An 18,851-nucleotide genomic window follows, 5' to 3' on the forward strand; every position below is an offset into this window, starting at 1 on the left:
CTATTTTGCTTGATATGCGGCCGAAATGGTTATTTTAAATCGACGCGTTCAATGACCTCATACATAGGGGAACGCCCCAGCCTGCTCTGAAAAAGAGACAAGGCCTCTACCGGCAGTTCAAGCTGCTGCGTTTGGATCGCTAAGCTGTTTGGCGCAAGAAGTTCGCGTGAGAATCGCTGTTCACCATTATATTTGCGGGCTAAGGTTAGATGGGGATGATACGGTCTTGCTTCAGGCGTGTAATCCACTTTGTGACGGAGCTGTACACCTAAATGATGATGAAGCTGAATAAGGGGCTCGAACGGCTCCTTTACACCAATCCATAGGATAGATGGTCTGCTCGCTTCCCCAAATGTCCCAAGAGTGGATAGTCTTAACGTGAAACGAGTAGACAGCGCCGCGGCTTCATTCATCGCTTGAACAATTAGCGGTTTTATCGCCGGCGGCATATTACCAAGGAAGTGAAGCGTGATATGCCAATCATCCGGATGCGTCCAGCTTCGAAATGGCAAATGTTGCTTCCAATGGGACAAGTTGGTTTGTAAAAATGACAGAAGTTCCGAATTTAGGGATAAACCTAGAAAAAGACGAATGTTTTCCTTCAATAGTATTACCTCCGTTCGTTTTTTGCACTTGATGCAAAGGAGTAAACTTGCTATCATAGCGATATCATCTATAAAGAAAAGACTGGGGTGGATTTTGTGACGAAACGGGCATTTAATTTTAATGCAGGTCCGGCGGCACTGCCGTTGGAAGTACTACAGCAAGCGCAAGAGCAGTTCGTCGATTACCATGGAGCGGGCATGTCGATCATGGAAATGTCGCACCGCAGCGCGGAATACGAGCAGGTAAATAACGAAACACAAGCACTGATGCGCAAATTGTTTGGAATTCCTGATAACTACCATGTATTATTGCTCCAAGGGGGCGCAAGTACTCAATTCTCGATGCTGCCGATGAACCTTTTGCAGCCTGGGCGCCCTGGGGCTTATGTCATGACAGGAAGCTGGGCCGACAAAGCGCTCAAAGAAGCGAAGCTGATCGGGGAAACGGCTGTGGCGGCAAGCTCCGAAGCCGACAAGTTTGCGAGAATCCCGAATCTGGGCGATATTGAAATCCCTGCAGAAGCTGCTTATTTACATATTACCTCGAACGAAACGATTGAGGGAACGCAATATGCAGCCTATCCTAACTCGGATCACGTGACGTTAGTTGCAGATATGTCCAGTGATATTATGTGCCGTCCGGTCGATATTAGCCAATTTGGTATCATTTATGCCGGCGCACAGAAAAATTTGGGCCCTTCCGGCGTAACGATCGTTATCGCCCGCGACGACTTGGTCCAAAACAGTCCGAAGCATATACCTACCATGCTGCGCTATGACACACATGTGAAGAGCAGTTCGCTTTATAATACACCGCCTTCATTCTCTGTATATATGGTCAATTTGGTATTGAAATGGATTGAATCCAAAGGCGGTGTCGCTCAAATGGAGCAATACAACCGTGATAAAACCAAGTTAATCTATGATACCATTGATCAAAGCGGCGGGTTCTATCGTGGATTCGCACATGCCGGAAGCCGGTCGATCATGAATATTACATTCCGTATTCATAATGAAGAGTTGGAGAAGTTATTCGTTAAAGAATCGGAACAGCACGGTTTTGTCGGTCTGAAAGGCCATCGCAGCGTCGGTGGGCTTCGCGCCTCAACATACAATGCTGTACCGCTGGAGAGCTGTAAGGCACTAGCTGAATTTATGGCCGACTTCCAAAAGCGCAACGGTTAAGAATGGTTCGGTCGTCAAGCAGTTCTTAGCATTGAAAAAGACCGCCAGGCTCATGAGACATGGGCCAGGCGGTCTTTTGACGCGAAGGAAGTTATTGCGTTGCTGATTCCTTAACGGGGGAGCCGGTCAGTTTGTATCCGACATTCCGAACGGTCATAATAAATTCAGGCGTTCGGGCGTTTTGTTCGATCTTTTCTCTCAAGTGGGAGATGTGGACATCGACGATCCGTGTATCGCCGAGGAAATGATAGTCCCATACCCCATGCAGAAGCTGCTGACGACTCAATACCTTTCCGCGATGGCGGCACAGAAAAAGCAGCAATTCAAATTCCTTTGGTGTAAGCTCGACTTGATTCTCGTTAATGATTACTTCCCGTTGGTCCGCTAGCACGGTTAAACGGCCAATTTCATATACCGTCCCTTCGCCGTCAGCTGCTGGCAATGATTGCACACGTCGCAGTATGGCTTGGATTCGGGATATCAGTTCCTGCGGACTAAACGGTTTAACCATGTAATCGTCGGCGCCGTTATCAAGGCCGGCGATCTTGTCGGAAATATCCTGCAATGCGGTCAGCATAATAATCGGAACGGCATTCTCTTGCTTACGGAGTTCACGACAGACCTCTATGCCATCCATTTTCGGCAGCATCAGATCCAGAACGATTAAATCGGGACGAAACGGTTTTAACATGTCGAATACGGCTTCTCCGTCATGCACGCAGCGTACATCGTAACCGGCAAGCTTTAAGTTAAATTCAATCAGCATGGAAATGGAAGGCTCGTCATCAACGACCAAAATCTTTTTTTTCATCGTTCAATGTCTCCTTTGTGGCCTTATCTGATCTCATTATGGCAGGGGACAATCTTCTACGGATTAACCAAACGTAAAACGAGTGTTAAATTCTCCGGCAGTTAGTGTATAATATCTAGGATAAAGAGGTGAAGAAAATTGGCGTTTCATATTGTACTCGTGGAGCCGGAAATACCAGCCAATACGGGAAATATTGCAAGAACTTGTGCAGCAACCGGCACACATCTGCATCTGGTGAGGCCGCTCGGTTTTCAGACCGATGACCGTACACTGAAGCGGGCAGGCCTTGACTATTGGCATGCCGTCCATGTGGAGTATCATGATTCCTTCCAGGAAGTGATGGATCAAAATCCGGAATCGCGTTTTTTCTTTGCCAGCACAAGGGCGGAAAAGCGCTATTCAGATTTTCGATATGAGGATGGCGATTTTTTTGTGTTTGGCAAGGAAACGAAAGGCCTGCCTCAAGAACTGCTCGATACGCATCCTCAGACTTGCATGCGGATGCCGATGACGGATAAGGTTAGATCGCTTAATTTGTCTAACTCTGCGGCGATTATTGTGTTTGAAGCCTTAAGACAAACGGGCTTCCCAGGTATGGAGTAGGCCTACTCGGAGGAGAAGTGATAACGATGGTAGAACATCAAGCGAATGGAATTCCACAAACAGACTTTGCGATAATAGGAGGCTCCAGTACCTTCTCGATTTCTTTTCCGGAGGATTTGAACCGATCGGATGTAGAGATGCTCGAGACGGGTAAACGTTATGAGACCCCGTTCGGACTTAGCCCGGAATTCAAGTGGTTTCAAATAGGCGGGAAACGCGTTATTACCTGTAAAATGCATGGATGGCAGCCTGGCGTAGTCACGCGTGGAGTGGCATCTCAGCAAATATTTTGGGTATTCCAGCAAGCTGGCGTGAAAAAAATATTCGCCGAAGGCGGCGTAGGAAGCATTAATCAAATGTTGGAGCTCCGAGATCTGGTCATTCCCAACGATTACATTGACCATTCGATGCGCAAGGATGTCGGATTAGGCGGTCCTTACTTGCTTGTCATGCGTGAGTCGATTTGCCCTACCCAATCGGAGCTGCTTGCAGAGGCGTCGCGAGATCGTGTGGAGAGGCGTCAGGATCATCCGCGACATGTGTTTACACGGGGCGTATATGTAAATACCGACGGACGGCACTTTGAAAGTCCTGCGGAAGTCCAGATGTTCCGGACATCCTTCGGGGATGTTGTTGGGCAAAGCATTTGTCCCGAGGTGTATCTAGCGAGGGAGATCGGTGCTTGTTACGCGGGAGTCTACATGGTCGTGAATTACGCAGAGGGCATCATCAAGGACTGGGAGCATAAAGATTTAAGCGATATTTTTTATAATGAATCCCACACGATCGGCAATATCCTCCTTGATGCGATGCTGCGGACAAATGCGGAGCAGACCGCTTGCAATTGTCTGAGTTTGCGGAAAGCGACATTATTGCAGAATACTAAGAAATAATGTGTACCGGAAGGAAAACCATCCTTGCCATCGAAAGTAATACGTGCAGAGGTTTCTCAGAACTGGCTTGCAAATCTAGACACAGGAGAGGTGAAATCAGTGAAACCGGCAGGTGTTGTTAGAAAGGTAGACCAATTGGGCCGTATCGTATTGCCCAAATCGCTTCGTAAACGATACCAGATGAATGAAGGCGATCCCGTAGAGATTTTGGTGCAGGGAGATCATATCATTTTGGAACGTTACCGTCCAAGATGCGTGTTTTGCAGTTCGATGGAGGATGTCCGCGAATTTAAAGAACGCTACTTGTGTACGTCTTGTATACATGATATGTTACAGCTTCGTCGCAGTTAAATAATTGTCCAGAACGTGTAAAGGAGCCATCCGACTTATCGGAGGCTCCTTTGTTTGTTTTACATTTACAACCCTTTAGTTTTGTCGTCATTGTAAGACGCTGTGAACATGGCGGTCAAAAACAATGCCAAGACGGTCATAATGATGATAAAGGTCAATGAAATTGTCATCCAGAACACCTCCAATTAGCTGTTTCTATTATACCCAAACAAGCTGCAAAAGAAAACGATTGTACTTGTGAACAGATTGTTACAGAATATTGCAGCGTGCGGCTGCTAGTTTCCGTTACGCTTTCTTACGGAATTGATTGGGAGAGCAGCCGATATGCTTCTTGAATACTTTACTGAAGTATTTCTCGTCCGGATAACCGACCATTTCCGCGATTTCGGTAATCCGGTACATCGGATTGCCGAGCAGCAGCTTGGCTTTATCGATGCGAAGCCGTTCCACATACTCCGATAAGTTCTGCCCGGTTTCCTGTTTAAACCGACGTGATACATATTCCCTGCTCAGATAAAATCGTGATGCTAATTGCTGCAAGGAAACATCTTCATTCAGATGATGGTTGATGTAATCCTTAATATCGCTAATTACATTACGCTCGTTTCGCTGCCGCTCCGCCAGCTCAGAGGAGAATGCAAGCAGCAGCTGCAGCAGCTTTTCTTGCGTTCGCTCGACAGACAGCAGCCCATGATCATCGTAAAATACGGGAAATTGTTGCGATTGCTCCCGAAATTCAGGTGTTACCGGTTTCTCGCCGCCACCCAATAGGGTTTGCATCCAACGTGTCCGAATCACTTGAAATTCTCGCTGCCAGACGTCGATATGCTCAAGCGTAATCTCCGGCATCTCTTTAATTCGGTTCATCCACCCCGAACAAACGGCTTCGAGCTCCCGTTCATTGCGGCTTAACAGAGCAAGCTTGCATTGCTCCTCCATGTCCCCCAAATGTGGAAACGTACGCATTCCCGACCGGACCGAACGTTCATAAAAATGTACGGCCGGAGACGTAAGGAGCAAGTTTCGATGATGCAATGACAGTCTGGCCTGATCGGCTGAACTGCCCAGTCCTTCGGGAAGGGAAACCTCGCTTCCGACCCCGATGTGAAGGGTGACACGCAGCGTTGAAGAGATCGCGCTTGAAAGCTCCTGCAGACGCGAAGGAAGATGCTTAAGGCCGTTCCACATCACAATCACGATCGATTCACTATTGTTCCAATGACGGAATGCATAACCGGCTTTCCACTGCAAACGAACCATGTCATTAATAATATTGGCCACGGCAAAGGCAAGCAAATCACGCTCGCCTCTAAATTTGCGCAGCAGCGCAGGAGGGACCGGTTCAAGGCTGCACACGGCTGCAACGCATGCCGTGCCTTGTGCCGGGCATCCGAATTCCTGCTCTAATTGTTCCTTGACTGTACTGAAGACAGCGGGCTCACTCAGAAGCCTCGAGAATATTTTATCCCAATAAACGGGCTTGAATTGATTCATTTCAATCGACTGCCGGGAACGCTCCAGCCGCTCTATTTCCTCTTTCTTGGCTTCTTCCACCACTCTGCTCATGGCATCGTTCAGCTGGAGCGGATCAATCGGCTTTAGGAGGTAATCTTGCCCGCCGTATTTAAGTGTATGCCGCAAATAATCAAAATCGCTGAAGCCGCTGATAACGATCATCTTGATGCTTGGATAGTGCTGGGTGATCCACTGCATCAATGCGACGCCGCCCGTTATCGGCATCTGCATATCGGTGAGGACGATATCTGGTAACAGCTCGGTTATTATGCGTTTCGCTTCTTCTCCGTTATCAGCTTCCCATACCTGATCAATCCCATATTCCTGCCATGGAACAAGAAGCTTTACCGCCTCACGGGCATGCTGTTCATCATCGACAATTAATACCTTCATTTATTCATTCACCTCGCTCTGCTGTGGAATTAATAAGGTTACCTTTAACCCGGATGGTTCCATTGATTCAAGCAGCATCTCGGATTGATCAGAGCAATAGAGCTTTAACCTGGAGATAACATTCTTCAAACCGATGTGTTCATCCTGGCCGGATGTGCGTTCATCATCCATCTGAAGGGATTGGCGGACGCTTTCCAATTTTTCATCGGCGATGCCTATGCCGTCATCAATGACCTCGATGCGGATATTGTTTTCGTTCAGCCGGGTTCGAATCAATAAGCGGATTTGTCCGCCGGCCGGATCAAAGGCGTGCTTGAACACATTTTCGACGATGGGCTGCACGATCATTCTGGGAACTCTTATGCCGGCCGTATCCGGATCCATCTCCACAATTGCAGTCAGCTTATCGCCGAAGCGCTGCTGTTGTAAGTCGAGGTAAGCCTTCGTATGATCAATTTCCTGGGAAATGGTCACATGATCGTCCGATGTATTCATTGAATAGCGCATCATTTTTCCAAGCTGGGAAATCAGACTGTAGATTTTAGGTGCCTGATGCTGCAGTGCGAGCGTGCCGATCGACTGCAGCGCATTATAGAGAAAATGCGGCTGGACCTGCGCTTGCAGCGCCTTGAGCTGGTTGGTCTTGTTGGCCAGCTCCAAACGGTACTCCCGCAGGATTAAATTATTGATCGTTTCGATCATGATACGGAAACGCCGGGCAAGAATTCCGATTTCATCAGAACGCTGGAGACGGATATCCACATCCATTTCACCGGATTGAATCCGGTTCATGTACCCGATCAGCTTCTTGATTGGCGAAGTGATCCAGAAGGATACATAGATGGAAGCGGCAATCGTGATCACTAGAAAAATACTTAATATAATCGTGTTGACCGCAGTGATCTGTCTTGTGCCGGCATTTAATGTTTCCATAGGAATAAGCTTGACGAGCGTCCAGTTCATATAGTTGGTATTAAGTTTTTCGTATACATAGACACCGTTAAATACATCTGAATTCATCACATGGCCAGACTCGGAAGGCGCCTCCAATACTTCTTTTAACCATGGCTGATCAACCCGCTCGCCCCGTTGATCCGCATCCGGACCATAGATGACTAATCCGTTTTGATCGATCAAATACAGTTCTTCCTTACTTTTATCATACAACTGTTCGCTGATTTGATCGATGACATCAGTCGTCAAATCGATGGCGAGCACACCTAAAAGCTTGCCGGAAGGAATCTGTTCAATGCGCCGGTGAATGGTAATGACTTCATTAGGTGCATCATAAGTGCGATAAATGCCATAATCATGGCTAAGATGGGGTGGCTCGATGGATGCGCTCGGCCCTTCAGGCGGTTGAGTGGTGTGATAGGGAGAATCGACTTCAATTTTACCGAGCCGTCCGCTAGAGACCACATATCCTTTCTGGGATACTTCCGAATACAAATAAATCTGGTGAATTTGTTTGACGGCCAGGGACATGGAAAGCATGGCACGGTATATTTCCTGCTCGGATAAATAATCGGTGCGCCCTTGCTCCAAAATATTGTACAAGGTATTTTCGAATTGCGCACCGCCATTATATGGAAGCAGCGACGCTTGATTTGTCACATTAAAATAATGAGTCAAATTGGTTTTCCCTTGAAAGATCAGGTTGGTGGCTTGCCGGATAGCGTCTTCTGTCACGATATCCCGTGTCCGTTCATTGGATACGAAAATCGAGGTGAGCATAGGAATGGCAATCGCAAGCAATAGAAATACAATTAATTTGACCCTTAAACTCCGGCCGATCCAATTTCCTCTCATGACTTGCCCCACTTTCAAAGTTATAACCGTATTATAGACAGACGTGCAAGGATGATCAATATGTTCCACCTTTCCGGTCACGATATTCGGTGGGAGCGGGGATATTCCTAACTTATACTATGTGATATAGAAGAAGTTTGGATGATTGTTGAAAGGGGAGCTTGAATCAAATGAAAAAAAGTACGCTATCAAAAGATTGGATTCAACAGATTGTGTTTACGGGTCCTGTAACTGTAGCGTTTGCGATTATTGTCATCCTGCCTTTCGTCATGGGGATGTATTATTCCTTCACCGACTGGAATGGGGTCTCGGGAACGGCAAACTTCATTGGTTTCAGTAATTTTACCACGGTATGGAATGATGAAGGCTTCCGGGATTCATTCGCGTTTACTGCGCGGTTCACCGTTGTAGCCGTTGTGTTGACCAACCTGGTCGGGTTTCTATTAGCCCTGCTTCTGACACAGCCGCTTAAATCACGAAATGCACTGCGAACGATGTTTTTCCTTCCGAATGTAATTGGCGGATTGCTGCTTGGTTTTATCTGGCAGTTCATTTTTGTCAGAGGGTTTGCGGCGATTGGGCAAGTGACAAATTGGTCATTTTTTAATCTCCCATGGCTAGGGGATGCCACGACTGGATTCTGGGGCGTTATTATCGTCAGCGTATGGCATGGAGCGGGATATCTTATGATCATTTACATTGCCGCATTAATTAATGTGCCTAAGGATTTGAATGAAGCGGCAGCAATAGATGGTGCGACGGCATTCCAGCGGCTTCGTCATATTACGGTTCCGCTGATTATGCCTGCTGTAACCATCTCATTATTTCTGGCTTTATCCTGGTCGTTCAAAACATTCGATGTGATCCTGTCCTTGACGAAGGGCGGACCTTATAATTCCACGCAGTCGGTAGCGCTGAACATTTATTATGAAGCGTTCCAAAATAACCGGATGGGCTTAGGTACGGCGAAAGCGTTTATATTCTTCCTCATCGTGGCTACGCTGACTTCCTTGCAGGTGTGGTTCACGAAGAAACGGGAGGTGCAGGCATAATGGAGACAGGACGGTATCAAGGTCGAACGTTTATATTGGAAATCGTCGCCATCATCGCGGTATTACTGTTTTTGATTCCGTTTTACTTCCTTATAAGCAACTCGTTAAAAACGTTCGCGGATATTTTGCTCGATGCGGCAGCATTGCCTAAAGCGCTCAATTGGTCAAACTATACACGGGCCTTTGAGATCATGAACTATCAGAAAGCGTTTTTGAATTCCTTAATTATTACGGTAACAAGTATTGCCGGATTGGTTGTAATCAGCTCTATGGCAGCGTACCGGATGGTCCGCAAGCCAACCCGATATAATAACATCTTGTTCATGTTGTTCGTTGCGGCAATGGTGATTCCATTCCAATCGATCATGATTCCGCTGATGAAAGTAGCCAATTGGTTCTCTCTGACCAACAGCATGCCGGGGTTGTGGTTCGCCTATTTAGGTTTTGGTTCATCGTTGACGATATTCTTGTATCACGGTTTTGTGAAGTCCATCCCTCAGGAGATTGAGGAGTCTGCCGTTGTGGACGGATGTACGCCTTATGGCGTGTTTTGGAAGATCGTATTTCCGCTGCTGAAGCCGATGTCAGTCACGATTATTCTTCTGAACAGCCTTTGGATCTGGAACGACTTCCTGCTCCCGCAGCTGATGCTCAGCAGTGCCGACCTGCGGACGATTCCGCTGTCGACGTATTCTTTCTTCGGGCAGTACACCAAGCAGTGGGATCTTGCGCTGGCCGCATTGGTAATGGGCGTTACGCCGATCGTTATCTTCTTCCTGTCCATGCAAAAGCATATTATTGAAGGCATTACAGCAGGTTCAGTAAAAGGATAAGCGGTTCAACATTATCCACCTTTTTGTTCAACATTCTCGGTGTATCCGTTTTCAGCTAAAGCTTATACTGAGGATGTAAGATAAAAGCTAATCAATTGTTCAGATGAACCGTACAAAAAAGAGGAGGGTTTTAAAATGAAAAAAAGATTGATGCTCGTCCTATCCCTGGTGTTGATCGTTGCCATGCTTGCTGCTTGCGGCAGCAACAACGGCAATAACGCAGGCGGAAATAACACGCAAGGGGCAGGCGGCAATACCGGAGCAGACGCAGGCGCGGGAGAACCGGTTACAATTAGAATTTTCCAGTTTAAAGTTGAAATTGCTGAAGCGTTCAGCCGTTTGATCAAAGAATATGAAGCTGAACATCCGAATGTTAAGATTGAAGTTGAAACCGTTGGCGGCGGTGCCGATTATGGCGCAGCGCTGAAAGCGAAATTCGCTTCGGGCGACGAGCCTGATATCTTCAACAACGGCGGTTTCCAAGAATTGAACACATGGATGGAGCATCTTGAGGACTTGTCCGACCAGCCATGGGTTGCTGATGCAATTGAGCTGTCCAAAGAGCCGATGACAAAAGACGGAAAAATTTACGGTATGCCGGTAAACCTTGAAGGTTATGGCTTCCTGTATAATAAAGATTTGTTCGCACAAGCTGGAATCACAGAGCTGCCAAAAACATTGAGCGAGCTTGATGCTGCTGCTAAGAAATTGCAAGATGCAGGCATCACGCCTTTCTCTAACGGTTATGGCGAATGGTGGGTACTTGGCAATCATAACTTCAACGTAGCAATTGCACAGCAGGATGACCCGAACGCCTTTGTTCAATCGCTGAATGACGGTACCGGCAAAATTCAAGGCAATGAAGGGTTTAACAAATGGGTAAACTTACTGGATACTACACTTAAATATGGCAATAACAATCCATTAACGACAGATTACAACACGCAGGTTACATTATTCGCAAGCGGTCAGGCGGCTATGATGCAGCAAGGTAACTGGACGCAGGTTCAAATCGACGGTATCAATCCTGACCTCAATATTGGCGTACTGCCAATGCCGATCGACGATGACGCTGAGAAAAATGATAAACTGTATGTAGGCGTACCAAACAACTGGGTTGTATACAACAAATCCGAAGTGAAGGAAGAAGCGAAAGCGTTCCTGAACTGGATGGTATCTTCTGAAGTAGGCAAAAGATTTATCGTAGAAGAGTTCAAATTCATCCCGGCCTTCAAGTCGATTGAAGTCAAAGATGAAGAAGTGCTTGGCGATATCGCTAACGATATCATCAAATACAGCCAAGAAGGCAAAGTGCTGAGCTGGAACTGGTTCAAATATCCAGAAGGCGTAGTACAAGAGATTGGCTCCACAATGCAGGCTTACATCTCGGGCAAACAGACAAAAGAGCAAATGTTTGAATCCTTTGATAAGTCTTGGGAGAATTTGCGTCAAAAATAATAAGATGTGTGATGAGGCTGCTCCGGGTGGGGCAGCCTCATTTAATGTTGGACGTTCTTCATCGAATACCCCGCACCCCCTTTTCGTTCTAACTCTTCAATCGAAGTAAATCATGTTGCCCGATACAAGGTTTAAGCGTAATATAAGTGTAATAGATGTAAGGAGGCAGGTAACGGAATGAACTATCGTTTTTCGAGAAGGATGGATGCGCTTAAGTCGTCCGCAGTCAGGGACATTCTTAAGCTGACACAAGGAAAAGAAATTATTTCATTTGCGGGAGGCTTGCCGGCTGAGGAATTGTTTCCGCTAGAGGCCGTTAGAGAAGCAACTGAGCGAGTATTTGCGGGTGGGAAGCACACGCTGCAATATGGATTAACGGAAGGATATTTACCGCTTAGAGAGCAGCTCTGTGAGCGTATGACAGCCAAATCAATGCCGGTTGATCCGGATCAGATGCTTCTGACGACCGGTTCCCAGCAGGCTATAGATCTTATTGCCCGTGTCTTGACCGATCCTGGTGATGTGGTTCTGGTAGAAAATCCGACGTACCTGGCATGCTTGCAGGTCTTCCAATTGTACGGCATGCGCGTTATCCCGGTGGAAAGCGATAAAGACGGCATGATTGTCGAAGCTGCGGAAAAGCTGATGAAAGAACACAAGCCTAAGCTTGTATATATCGTGCCAACCTTCGGAAATCCGACAGGCCGCGTATGGAGTATTGAGCGGAGAAAGGGATTGCTCGAATTAAGCCGAAAATATGGCGTTCCAATTGTAGAGGATGATCCGTATGGGGATATCCGGTTTGATCCGAAGGCTGATTATCCGACCTTGTTCTCGCTGGAGGGGAAAGCGGATGGCGGATCGGTGATCTATCTGGGCAGCTTCTCCAAAACTGTTGCGCCTGCGCTTCGGACGGGCTGGGCAATCGGCGACCGTTCTGTCATCTCGATGATGGCCAAAGCAAAACAGGCTGCGGACTTACATTCCAGTACGCTGGATCAGCAAACGCTGGATCAGCTGCTTAGGCATTTCCCGCTGGATGATCATATTAGGCGTATTGCCACCGCCTATGGCTCAAGAATGCAGCAGATGCAGCAGTTACTTCGCCAACAGGGATGGTCGGATGTTAGCTGGGTGGAGCCGCAGGGCGGCATGTTCATCTGGGTGGAGCTTCCTGAAGGGCTGGATGCCGAAGCGCTGCTTCGCGCCGCTGTAGGCAAAGGGGTGGCCTTTGTTCCGGGAGCGTCGTTCTTCGCGGCAGAACCGCAGCGTAATACGGCACGTATGAACTTCACCTATACCGAAGGGGAACGCATGAAGCTTGGCATTGAGCGGTTCTCTGAGGCTGTGAACGAATTTATGGCAAGATGTTAACATAAAGAGGTCAACCAGAAATTTCTGGTTGACCTCTTTATACGTACAGTGGGATAAGGCCGGACCGATTTGAGCATATGGAGGCATGCACTTTTGTCCGATGAAATGAGGCCGCCCCTTCTAGTAAATTTCTCTACTTTGGGACACCCCTTTTTTGGCTTGCCAGCCGTTCACGATATCCGCATAGGTGATCAGGGCATCGACACCGGCCTCCCGCAGCCGGTATACACCGCGTTCGACACGCTCGAACCAACCGTAATAATCATTGCGGAGCAGCTCTGCCGCACGCTTGTTGCCGGTCAGCTGGGCTACCTGGCGGGGCGCGAGCTGGCCGTGCTCTTGAAGCGCGCAGGCGCAGTGCAGCGCCTTTTCCCGGTAGGCGGTCACAAGCTTGTGGCCTGTGATGCCTCCGACATTATAGTCACCGCTTCTTTCTTTGAACTCCTGGATCATTCGGCTCTGTCTAGTCGGACGGCGGAGCTTGCGCGGCAATTCTCCCGGCTCGCATAACATTTCAATGAGCGGGGCTTTTGTTTTGAAAAAGGTTATGGTCATGAGGCCTAGCCCTACCATTCGGCAAAGCTCGGCAAGATCTCCAAAGCGTTGATTGTGCGAGCCGCTTTTTTTGCGGTTCCGTTCCACGGCAAGCACAACATAATCACATATTCGAAGGCGTTCAACGCCCTGCAGCAGCAGGGCAAGGTTGAACGTTTTTTTCATTTCTACGATAAGCATTTCCCCGTCCGGTTTAATCGCAACCAGATCGCAATGCATAATTTCACTCTTTACCTCATAGCCTCGCTGCTCAAAAAACGATTTGACGGGTCCGTACAGCTCGGCTTCCTGTTTGACGGCCATGGCCGTGTTCCCCTCCTGTTAGTTTAAAATGCACATGCAGCGCTTTTTGTTCCCATTATAACATAGTGATTTATGCGGCGAAGAAAATTGAGTTGATTTAATAATGTGCGGGCAATTAAAATTTGGGGCAACTTCATGGTCGGATATGCATAGGTATGTATTACTCGGTAAATGAGGTAAGCGCGCAGGCGCGTGAGCCATGTATAACGTCGGCGTATAGAGGCTAAAAGACAACGGGAGCGATGGGAGGAGGTACAGCATGGATATTTTCAGAAGGATATCAGAGTACAAGGCGGAAAATGAGAAATTGGCTTGGGTTGGGACGTTCAAGGAATATATCAATTTGTTGAAAGAGGATCCGACTCCGGCTATGACAGCGCACGCACGCGTTTATGAAATGATTAAAGCGTATGGGGTGGAGGAATCAGGGGGAAATAAACGGTATAAGTTTTTTGAACAAGAAATATTCGGGCTCGACCGTGCTGTAGAAAAATTGGTGGAGGAATACTTTCATTCGGCGGCAAGGCGCCTTGATGTGAGGAAACGCATTCTGCTGCTTATGGGGCCGGTCAGTGGCGGTAAATCTACCATTGTCACTTTACTTAAAAAGGGGCTTGAACGCTTCTCCCGATCACCTGCGGGAGCCGTGTATGCGATACAAGGCTGTCCAATGCATGAAGAGCCGCTGCACCTTATTCCTCATGAATTAAGGCCTGAGGTTGAACAATCGTTAGGCGTTCGAATCGAGGGCAATCTATGCCCCTCCTGCCAAATGCGGCTGAAGACAGAATATGACGGGCAGATCGATAAGGTGATGGTGGAGCGGGTTCTTATCTCAGAGGACCAGAGGGTAGGGATCGGCACGTTCAGCCCTTCAGATCCCAAGTCGCAGGATATTGCGGATTTGACGGGCAGCATCGATTTCTCGACGATCACCGAATTCGGTTCAGAATCCGATCCGAGAGCTTACCGGTTTGACGGGGAGCTTAACAAAGCGAACCGCGGCCTGATGGAATTTCAGGAAATGTTGAAATGCGACGAGAAGTTTTTGTGGAACCTGCTGTCGCTGACGCAGGAAGGCAATTTCAAGGCCGGTCGTTTCGCGTTGATCTCGGCGGATGAATTGATCGTCGCGCATACCAACGAGACGGAATATAAGTCTTTTATCAGCAATAAGAAGAACGAAGCGCTGCAGTCGCGGATGATTGTCATGCCGATCCCTTACAACTTGAAGGTGTCGGAAGAAGAGAAAATTTACTCGAAGCTGATCGGCCAAAGCGATATGAAGCATATTCATATTTCACCGCATGCGCTCCGGTCCGCTGCGATTTTCTCCATTCTGACAAGGTTAAGGGAAACCAAGAAGCAGGGCATGGATTTGGTCAAGAAAATGCGGATGTACGACGGGCAAGAGGTAGAGGGCTTCAAAGAAGCGGATCTGAAGGAAATGCAGAACGAATATATCGAAGAAGGCATGTCCGGGATTGATCCGCGATATGTTATTAACCGAATTTCCAGTGCCCTCATCAAACAGGATTTGCAATGCATCAATGCGCTTGATGTGCTTCGTGCGCTAAAAGACGGTCTTGACCAGCATCCTTCCATCACAAAAGAAGAGCGTGAGAAGTATTTGAATTTCATCTCTGTCGCGCGCAAAGAATATGATAATTTGGCGAAGAAAGAAATACAGAAGGCATTTGTATATTCTTACGAGGAATCCGCCCGCACGCTGTTCGAGAACTATCTGGACAATATTGAGGCCTACTGCAATTGGACGAAAATCAAGGATCCGCTGACCGGTGAGGAGCTTGATCCGGATGAAAGGCTGATGCGCTCGATCGAAGAGCAAATAGGAATATCCGAGAATGCAAAAAAAGCGTTCCGGGAGGAAATTCTGATCCGTATTTCCTCTTACTCGCGCAAAGGGAAGAAGTTCGATTTTGCAAGCCATGACCGGCTGCGTGAGGCGATTGAGAAAAAGCTGTTTACCGATTTGAAGGATATTGTGAAGATCACAACGTCCACCAAAACACCGGATGAAAATCAGCTTAAACGCATTAATGAAGTGACCAAACGTTTAATTGACGAGCACAGCTACTGCCCGGTCTGTGCGAATGAACTGCTTCGTTATGTGGGAAGCTTGCTGAACCGCTAGGAATCATTCGGGAGCCGCCAGCCTAACCCGGTTGGCGGTATTTTTGTGAGAAAAATGGATAAAATAAAGATATGAATAAGAACATATGTTTGGTATAATGGATAAAAAGACCAGTCAGCGGAGGACGTCTATGAAGATCCCATTATTAAATGCAAGCAATCAGTGTGAATTGGTGGATATTGAGCAGCTGGTTATGCTTAAACCGACATCGAAGGGTCCTGAATTGATTAGTCTATCGGACAGTTACCGATACCCTTCCACAACGGTGGAACTGCTGGCTGTTTTTGGCGAGCTCGGTTTCTGCCAATTAGACCGCAATAATCTGGTGAACATGAATCTTGTGCATCATTACGATCCTTTGCAGCGAAAAGTCTATTTCCAGGAAAACACGGCTGCGGGAGTGTATGCTACTGTATCTGTGACTAATGTACATAAGCTCAAGCCTTACATTCGAGAAGCCGGAGCCAGTTATTGGATCGATGAACCATCCGATTTGTACATGGTGAATCAAGCGGTTTAAATTTAATATATAGTTATTAACTATAATTTATATTCACTTTATATATTTAACATATAAGCCCTCCTGTGATAAAAATAAATCACATCAAATTTCGGGATATGGGAGGGTACAACAATGCAGAACCAATGGCAGGCTGAAAAGTACGATCATGCGATGGGATATGTAACCCAATTCGGTGGAGAGCTTCTCGATCTTCTGGTACCCAAATCCGGTGAGCGAATCGCGGACTGGGGCTGCGGCACGGGAGACTTAGCAAGCAGGATCGCATCAAAAGGAGCAGATGTAACTGGAATTGACGGCTCTGCGGAGATGATCGAACGAGCGAGGGCGAAATATCCGAAGCTGACCTTTCTGGTGGCAGACGGGCAGCTTTACCGCCAGGAGCAGGCTTATGACGCAGTGTTCAGCAATGCCGCGCTGCATTGGATGACGGATGCGAATTCAACTGCCGAAGGGATCAGCTGCTCGCTCCGGCCAGGGGGCAGATTGGTAGCGGAATTCGGTGGACATGGGAACATTGCATTGGTTATAGAGGCACTGAAGGCCGCATTTAAACAGATAGGCCAAGAAGAGAGCCTTCTGCTGCCATGGTATTTTCCGACGGTCGGACAATATGCATCCTTATTGGAAAAGCATGGTCTGTTTGTAAATGCAGCGGTTTGTTTTGACCGCCCTACGAAGCAAGAGGGCGGGGAAAATGGCTTGGCTTTATGGCTGGATGCTTTTGCCGGCGGGATATTAAGCCAGTTGGATGAGCAAAGGCGATCAGATGTGATTTCCATCATGCATGTTTGCTTGTATCCAAAGCTGTTTCGTGATGGAGAATGGATTCTGGACTACCGCCGTCTGCGAATCATAGCCATAAAACAGTAATACATTTAATTTTCCGTTCATGGGATGCAAGTAAGGGTTTTCAAAGCGAACGATATCCCCTATTGACACATGATCTGCTCTGTAACACAATAGGATTCATCCTCAATAGGAAAGAAGGCACCAAGGATGTTGCAAAATTGGAAGAAGATTATGCTGTTGGCCATCCCCTCGCTGATTTCATTTGCGACGGCAACCCTAACCGGCACAGTCAGCTTAATCATGGTCGGAGATTTGGGATTTGTAGTTATTGCAGTCGTCGGGGTTACAAACATCATTATGTACAATGCCTTCGCCATTTTTTCCGGGATTGGCCACACGGTGAATTACCTTGTCGCCCAAAACTACGGAGCGGGCGATATGAAGAAAGGGATCGAACGTACCTACCTTGCATTCTATATGTGTATTATATTTGCACTGCTTATCGCGCTGGTCGGTTGGACGATGTCCAGTGAACTTTTGCGGTGGATCGGCGGACCGAAATCCGGCAATTTAGTTAACGTAGGCACCGAATATTTAGAGATTCGCTTCTATGCCATGTCCTTCGGCATTATTAGTTTTGCCTTTCATGGGTTTTTAAGAGGGATAGGCTCGACGACGTTATCCATGGTGATCGCGTTAATCAGCAACTTAATTATGATTTTCCTTGTTTATGCCTTGACGTTCGGTACTTTGGGCTTTCCGAACCTTGGTTTGAGAGGAACCGGACTTGCGATATTAATCGGTGAAGCGATCCAGGTTGCTATCTGCGCGTATGTCTATTTCTTCGTATTGAATAAGCGCTTTGCCACACGTATCCTTGTCAGAATCAAATGGCCGGAGTTCCGTTTATTGGCATTTGAAAGCGGGAAGCTTGGCATGCAGGAATTTTCGTTAAGCTTGTCGATGTTTATTTTCACAGTATTTGTAGCGCGCCTCGGGGAACGGGCGCTGGCCGCCAATGAAATCGCGCTCAACGTCATGTCGTTCGGCTTCATGCCCGCCTTTGCATTTGGAGCGACGGCGACAATCTTAGTCGGGCAATATGTAGGTCAAGGGAAGGCGATTCTGGGAAGAAGGGCGGGGACGGATACCGCCATTCTCGGCACGATTTTTCTTATTTTGCTAGGAACGGCTGAGTTTTTCTTTGCGGAGCAGATTGCACGAATCTACTCGAATGATGTCCAGGTGTATGAACTGGCAGCATATTTGATCAAGATATCCGCTTTTCTGCAAATATTTGACGGCCTGCTTAATTTCTTTGCCGGCGGCCTGCGGGGACTTGGCGATACGACATTCTTACTTTTCATATCGCTGGCTGTCAGTTGGTTGTTATTCGTACCGCTAAGCTATTTGTTTATCTTTGTACTCGGTTGGGGCAGCTTGGGCGCGTGGCTGGCATTGTACACGTTTCTGGCGGTATTCGGCTTAGCGGTCACCTTCAGGTTCTATCGTACCGATTGGTCGGCTGTTAAGCTGAGGGAAGCGTCACCGCATTAATATCATAATGAGGATTATTTTTACAACCGGTTAAAGTGTGGAAGCTGGATGCATAACGTGAAAGGGGCAACCCCATCCTTTGAATGA

General features: G+C 47.4%; 17 protein-coding genes. 12 read left to right on the top strand and 5 right to left on the bottom strand.

Annotation, left to right across the window (positions count from 1 at the left end; genetic code table 11):
• Window positions 1-29: 29 nt before the first annotated feature.
• Window positions 30-662 (bottom strand): RNA 2',3'-cyclic phosphodiesterase, encoded by a 633-nt coding sequence (gene thpR / locus IEW11_RS06555; protein WP_229724980.1) that lies wholly within the window; start codon window positions 660-662, stop codon window positions 30-32.
• 39 nt (window positions 663-701) lie between these two features.
• Between thpR and serC the strand changes: the two genes are divergently transcribed.
• Window positions 702-1,790: a 3-phosphoserine/phosphohydroxythreonine transaminase gene (serC, locus tag IEW11_RS06560; protein ID WP_188530114.1), complete on the top strand. Its 1,089-nt coding sequence runs from the start codon at window positions 702-704 to the stop codon at window positions 1,788-1,790.
• Between the two features lie 91 nt (window positions 1,791-1,881).
• Here the strand turns inward: serC and IEW11_RS06565 are convergent, their stop codons facing one another.
• On the bottom strand, window positions 1,882-2,601 hold the full coding sequence (locus tag IEW11_RS06565; protein WP_188530116.1) for a response regulator: 720 nt from the start codon (window positions 2,599-2,601) through the stop codon (window positions 1,882-1,884).
• Between the two features lie 138 nt (window positions 2,602-2,739).
• Here IEW11_RS06565 and trmL point away from each other — a divergent pair, with 138 nt between their 5' ends.
• The 3 genes from trmL (at window position 2,740) to IEW11_RS06580 (ending at window position 4,448) form a co-directional block, all read left to right on the top strand.
• On the top strand, window positions 2,740-3,204 hold the full coding sequence (trmL, locus tag IEW11_RS06570) for a tRNA (uridine(34)/cytosine(34)/5-carboxymethylaminomethyluridine(34)-2'-O)-methyltransferase TrmL (protein ID WP_188530118.1): 465 nt from the start codon (window positions 2,740-2,742) through the stop codon (window positions 3,202-3,204).
• Window positions 3,205-3,230: 26 nt separating this feature from the next.
• The gene (locus IEW11_RS06575) at window positions 3,231-4,097 is read left to right on the top strand and encodes an MTAP family purine nucleoside phosphorylase (protein ID WP_188530120.1); all 867 of its coding nucleotides are present in this window, start codon (window positions 3,231-3,233) and stop codon (window positions 4,095-4,097) included.
• 99 nt (window positions 4,098-4,196) lie between these two features.
• Window positions 4,197-4,448 carry an AbrB/MazE/SpoVT family DNA-binding domain-containing protein gene (locus tag IEW11_RS06580; RefSeq protein WP_188530122.1) on the top strand — a complete coding sequence of 84 codons (252 nt, stop codon included), beginning with the start codon at window positions 4,197-4,199 and terminating at the stop codon, window positions 4,446-4,448.
• 285 nt (window positions 4,449-4,733) lie between these two features.
• On the opposite strand, the gene IEW11_RS06585 is transcribed toward IEW11_RS06580, so the two are convergent.
• Together IEW11_RS06585 and IEW11_RS06590 are read right to left on the bottom strand one after the other, a co-directional pair.
• Window positions 4,734-6,356: a response regulator gene (locus IEW11_RS06585; protein WP_188530124.1), complete on the bottom strand. Its 1,623-nt coding sequence runs from the start codon at window positions 6,354-6,356 to the stop codon at window positions 4,734-4,736.
• On the bottom strand, window positions 6,357-8,165 hold the full coding sequence (locus IEW11_RS06590) for a sensor histidine kinase (RefSeq protein ID WP_188530126.1): 1,809 nt from the start codon (window positions 8,163-8,165) through the stop codon (window positions 6,357-6,359). It abuts the gene before it with no gap.
• 170 nt (window positions 8,166-8,335) lie between these two features.
• Here IEW11_RS06590 and IEW11_RS06595 point away from each other — a divergent pair, with 170 nt between their 5' ends.
• From IEW11_RS06595 to IEW11_RS06610, 4 genes are all read left to right on the top strand, one after another.
• A complete protein-coding gene (locus IEW11_RS06595) occupies window positions 8,336-9,217 on the top strand; it encodes a carbohydrate ABC transporter permease (RefSeq protein WP_188530128.1) in 882 nt (293 codons plus the stop codon).
• Window positions 9,217-10,050 (top strand): carbohydrate ABC transporter permease, encoded by an 834-nt coding sequence (locus IEW11_RS06600; RefSeq protein ID WP_188530129.1) that lies wholly within the window; start codon window positions 9,217-9,219, stop codon window positions 10,048-10,050. The genes IEW11_RS06595 and IEW11_RS06600 overlap by 1 nt, the downstream gene beginning before the upstream one ends.
• A gap of 135 nt (window positions 10,051-10,185) precedes the next feature.
• A complete protein-coding gene (locus IEW11_RS06605) occupies window positions 10,186-11,508 on the top strand; it encodes an ABC transporter substrate-binding protein (RefSeq protein ID WP_188530131.1) in 1,323 nt (440 codons plus the stop codon).
• A 177-nt stretch (window positions 11,509-11,685) separates the two neighbouring features.
• The gene (locus IEW11_RS06610; RefSeq protein WP_188530133.1) at window positions 11,686-12,882 is read left to right on the top strand and encodes an aminotransferase-like domain-containing protein; all 1,197 of its coding nucleotides are present in this window, start codon (window positions 11,686-11,688) and stop codon (window positions 12,880-12,882) included.
• Between the two features lie 120 nt (window positions 12,883-13,002).
• Here the strand turns inward: IEW11_RS06610 and IEW11_RS06615 are convergent, their stop codons facing one another.
• Window positions 13,003-13,740: a DUF2161 domain-containing phosphodiesterase gene (locus IEW11_RS06615; RefSeq protein WP_188530135.1), complete on the bottom strand. Its 738-nt coding sequence runs from the start codon at window positions 13,738-13,740 to the stop codon at window positions 13,003-13,005.
• 259 nt (window positions 13,741-13,999) lie between these two features.
• Between IEW11_RS06615 and IEW11_RS06620 the strand changes: the two genes are divergently transcribed.
• From IEW11_RS06620 to IEW11_RS06635, 4 genes are all read left to right on the top strand, one after another.
• Window positions 14,000-15,895: a PrkA family serine protein kinase gene (locus IEW11_RS06620; protein WP_188530137.1), complete on the top strand. Its 1,896-nt coding sequence runs from the start codon at window positions 14,000-14,002 to the stop codon at window positions 15,893-15,895.
• 130 nt (window positions 15,896-16,025) lie between these two features.
• A complete protein-coding gene (locus IEW11_RS06625; protein ID WP_188530139.1) occupies window positions 16,026-16,415 on the top strand; it encodes a LytTR family transcriptional regulator DNA-binding domain-containing protein in 390 nt (129 codons plus the stop codon).
• Window positions 16,416-16,529: 114 nt separating this feature from the next.
• A complete protein-coding gene (locus IEW11_RS06630; RefSeq protein ID WP_188530141.1) occupies window positions 16,530-17,288 on the top strand; it encodes a class I SAM-dependent methyltransferase in 759 nt (252 codons plus the stop codon).
• A 126-nt stretch (window positions 17,289-17,414) separates the two neighbouring features.
• A complete protein-coding gene (locus IEW11_RS06635) occupies window positions 17,415-18,764 on the top strand; it encodes an MATE family efflux transporter (RefSeq protein WP_188530143.1) in 1,350 nt (449 codons plus the stop codon).
• Window positions 18,765-18,851: the final 87 nt, after the last annotated feature.

Origin of the sequence: Paenibacillus abyssi (assembly GCF_014640295.1) — a bacterium.
GTDB classification, from domain to species: Bacteria; Bacillota; Bacilli; order Paenibacillales; family Paenibacillaceae; genus Paenibacillus_D; species Paenibacillus_D abyssi.

What these genes read in the sequence shown, in the direction of transcription:
- thpR (WP_229724980.1), bottom strand. Translation starts at nt 662, where the DNA reads ATGATAGCAAGTTTACTCCTTTGCATCAAGTGCAAAAAACGAACGGAG.
- IEW11_RS06565 (WP_188530116.1), bottom strand. Translation starts at nt 2,601, where the DNA reads ATGAAAAAAAAGATTTTGGTCGTTGATGACGAGCCTTCCATTTCCATG.
- IEW11_RS06575 (WP_188530120.1), top strand. Translation starts at nt 3,231, where the DNA reads ATGGTAGAACATCAAGCGAATGGAATTCCACAAACAGACTTTGCGATA.
- IEW11_RS06585 (WP_188530124.1), bottom strand. Translation starts at nt 6,356, where the DNA reads ATGAAGGTATTAATTGTCGATGATGAACAGCATGCCCGTGAGGCGGTA.
- IEW11_RS06590 (WP_188530126.1), bottom strand. Translation starts at nt 8,165, where the DNA reads ATGAGAGGAAATTGGATCGGCCGGAGTTTAAGGGTCAAATTAATTGTA.
- IEW11_RS06595 (WP_188530128.1), top strand. Translation starts at nt 8,336, where the DNA reads ATGAAAAAAAGTACGCTATCAAAAGATTGGATTCAACAGATTGTGTTT.
- IEW11_RS06600 (WP_188530129.1), top strand. Translation starts at nt 9,217, where the DNA reads ATGGAGACAGGACGGTATCAAGGTCGAACGTTTATATTGGAAATCGTC.
- IEW11_RS06605 (WP_188530131.1), top strand. Translation starts at nt 10,186, where the DNA reads ATGAAAAAAAGATTGATGCTCGTCCTATCCCTGGTGTTGATCGTTGCC.
- IEW11_RS06610 (WP_188530133.1), top strand. Translation starts at nt 11,686, where the DNA reads ATGAACTATCGTTTTTCGAGAAGGATGGATGCGCTTAAGTCGTCCGCA.
- IEW11_RS06615 (WP_188530135.1), bottom strand. Translation starts at nt 13,740, where the DNA reads ATGGCCGTCAAACAGGAAGCCGAGCTGTACGGACCCGTCAAATCGTTT.
- IEW11_RS06620 (WP_188530137.1), top strand. Translation starts at nt 14,000, where the DNA reads ATGGATATTTTCAGAAGGATATCAGAGTACAAGGCGGAAAATGAGAAA.
- IEW11_RS06625 (WP_188530139.1), top strand. Translation starts at nt 16,026, where the DNA reads ATGAAGATCCCATTATTAAATGCAAGCAATCAGTGTGAATTGGTGGAT.
- IEW11_RS06630 (WP_188530141.1), top strand. Translation starts at nt 16,530, where the DNA reads ATGCAGAACCAATGGCAGGCTGAAAAGTACGATCATGCGATGGGATAT.
- IEW11_RS06635 (WP_188530143.1), top strand. Translation starts at nt 17,415, where the DNA reads ATGTTGCAAAATTGGAAGAAGATTATGCTGTTGGCCATCCCCTCGCTG.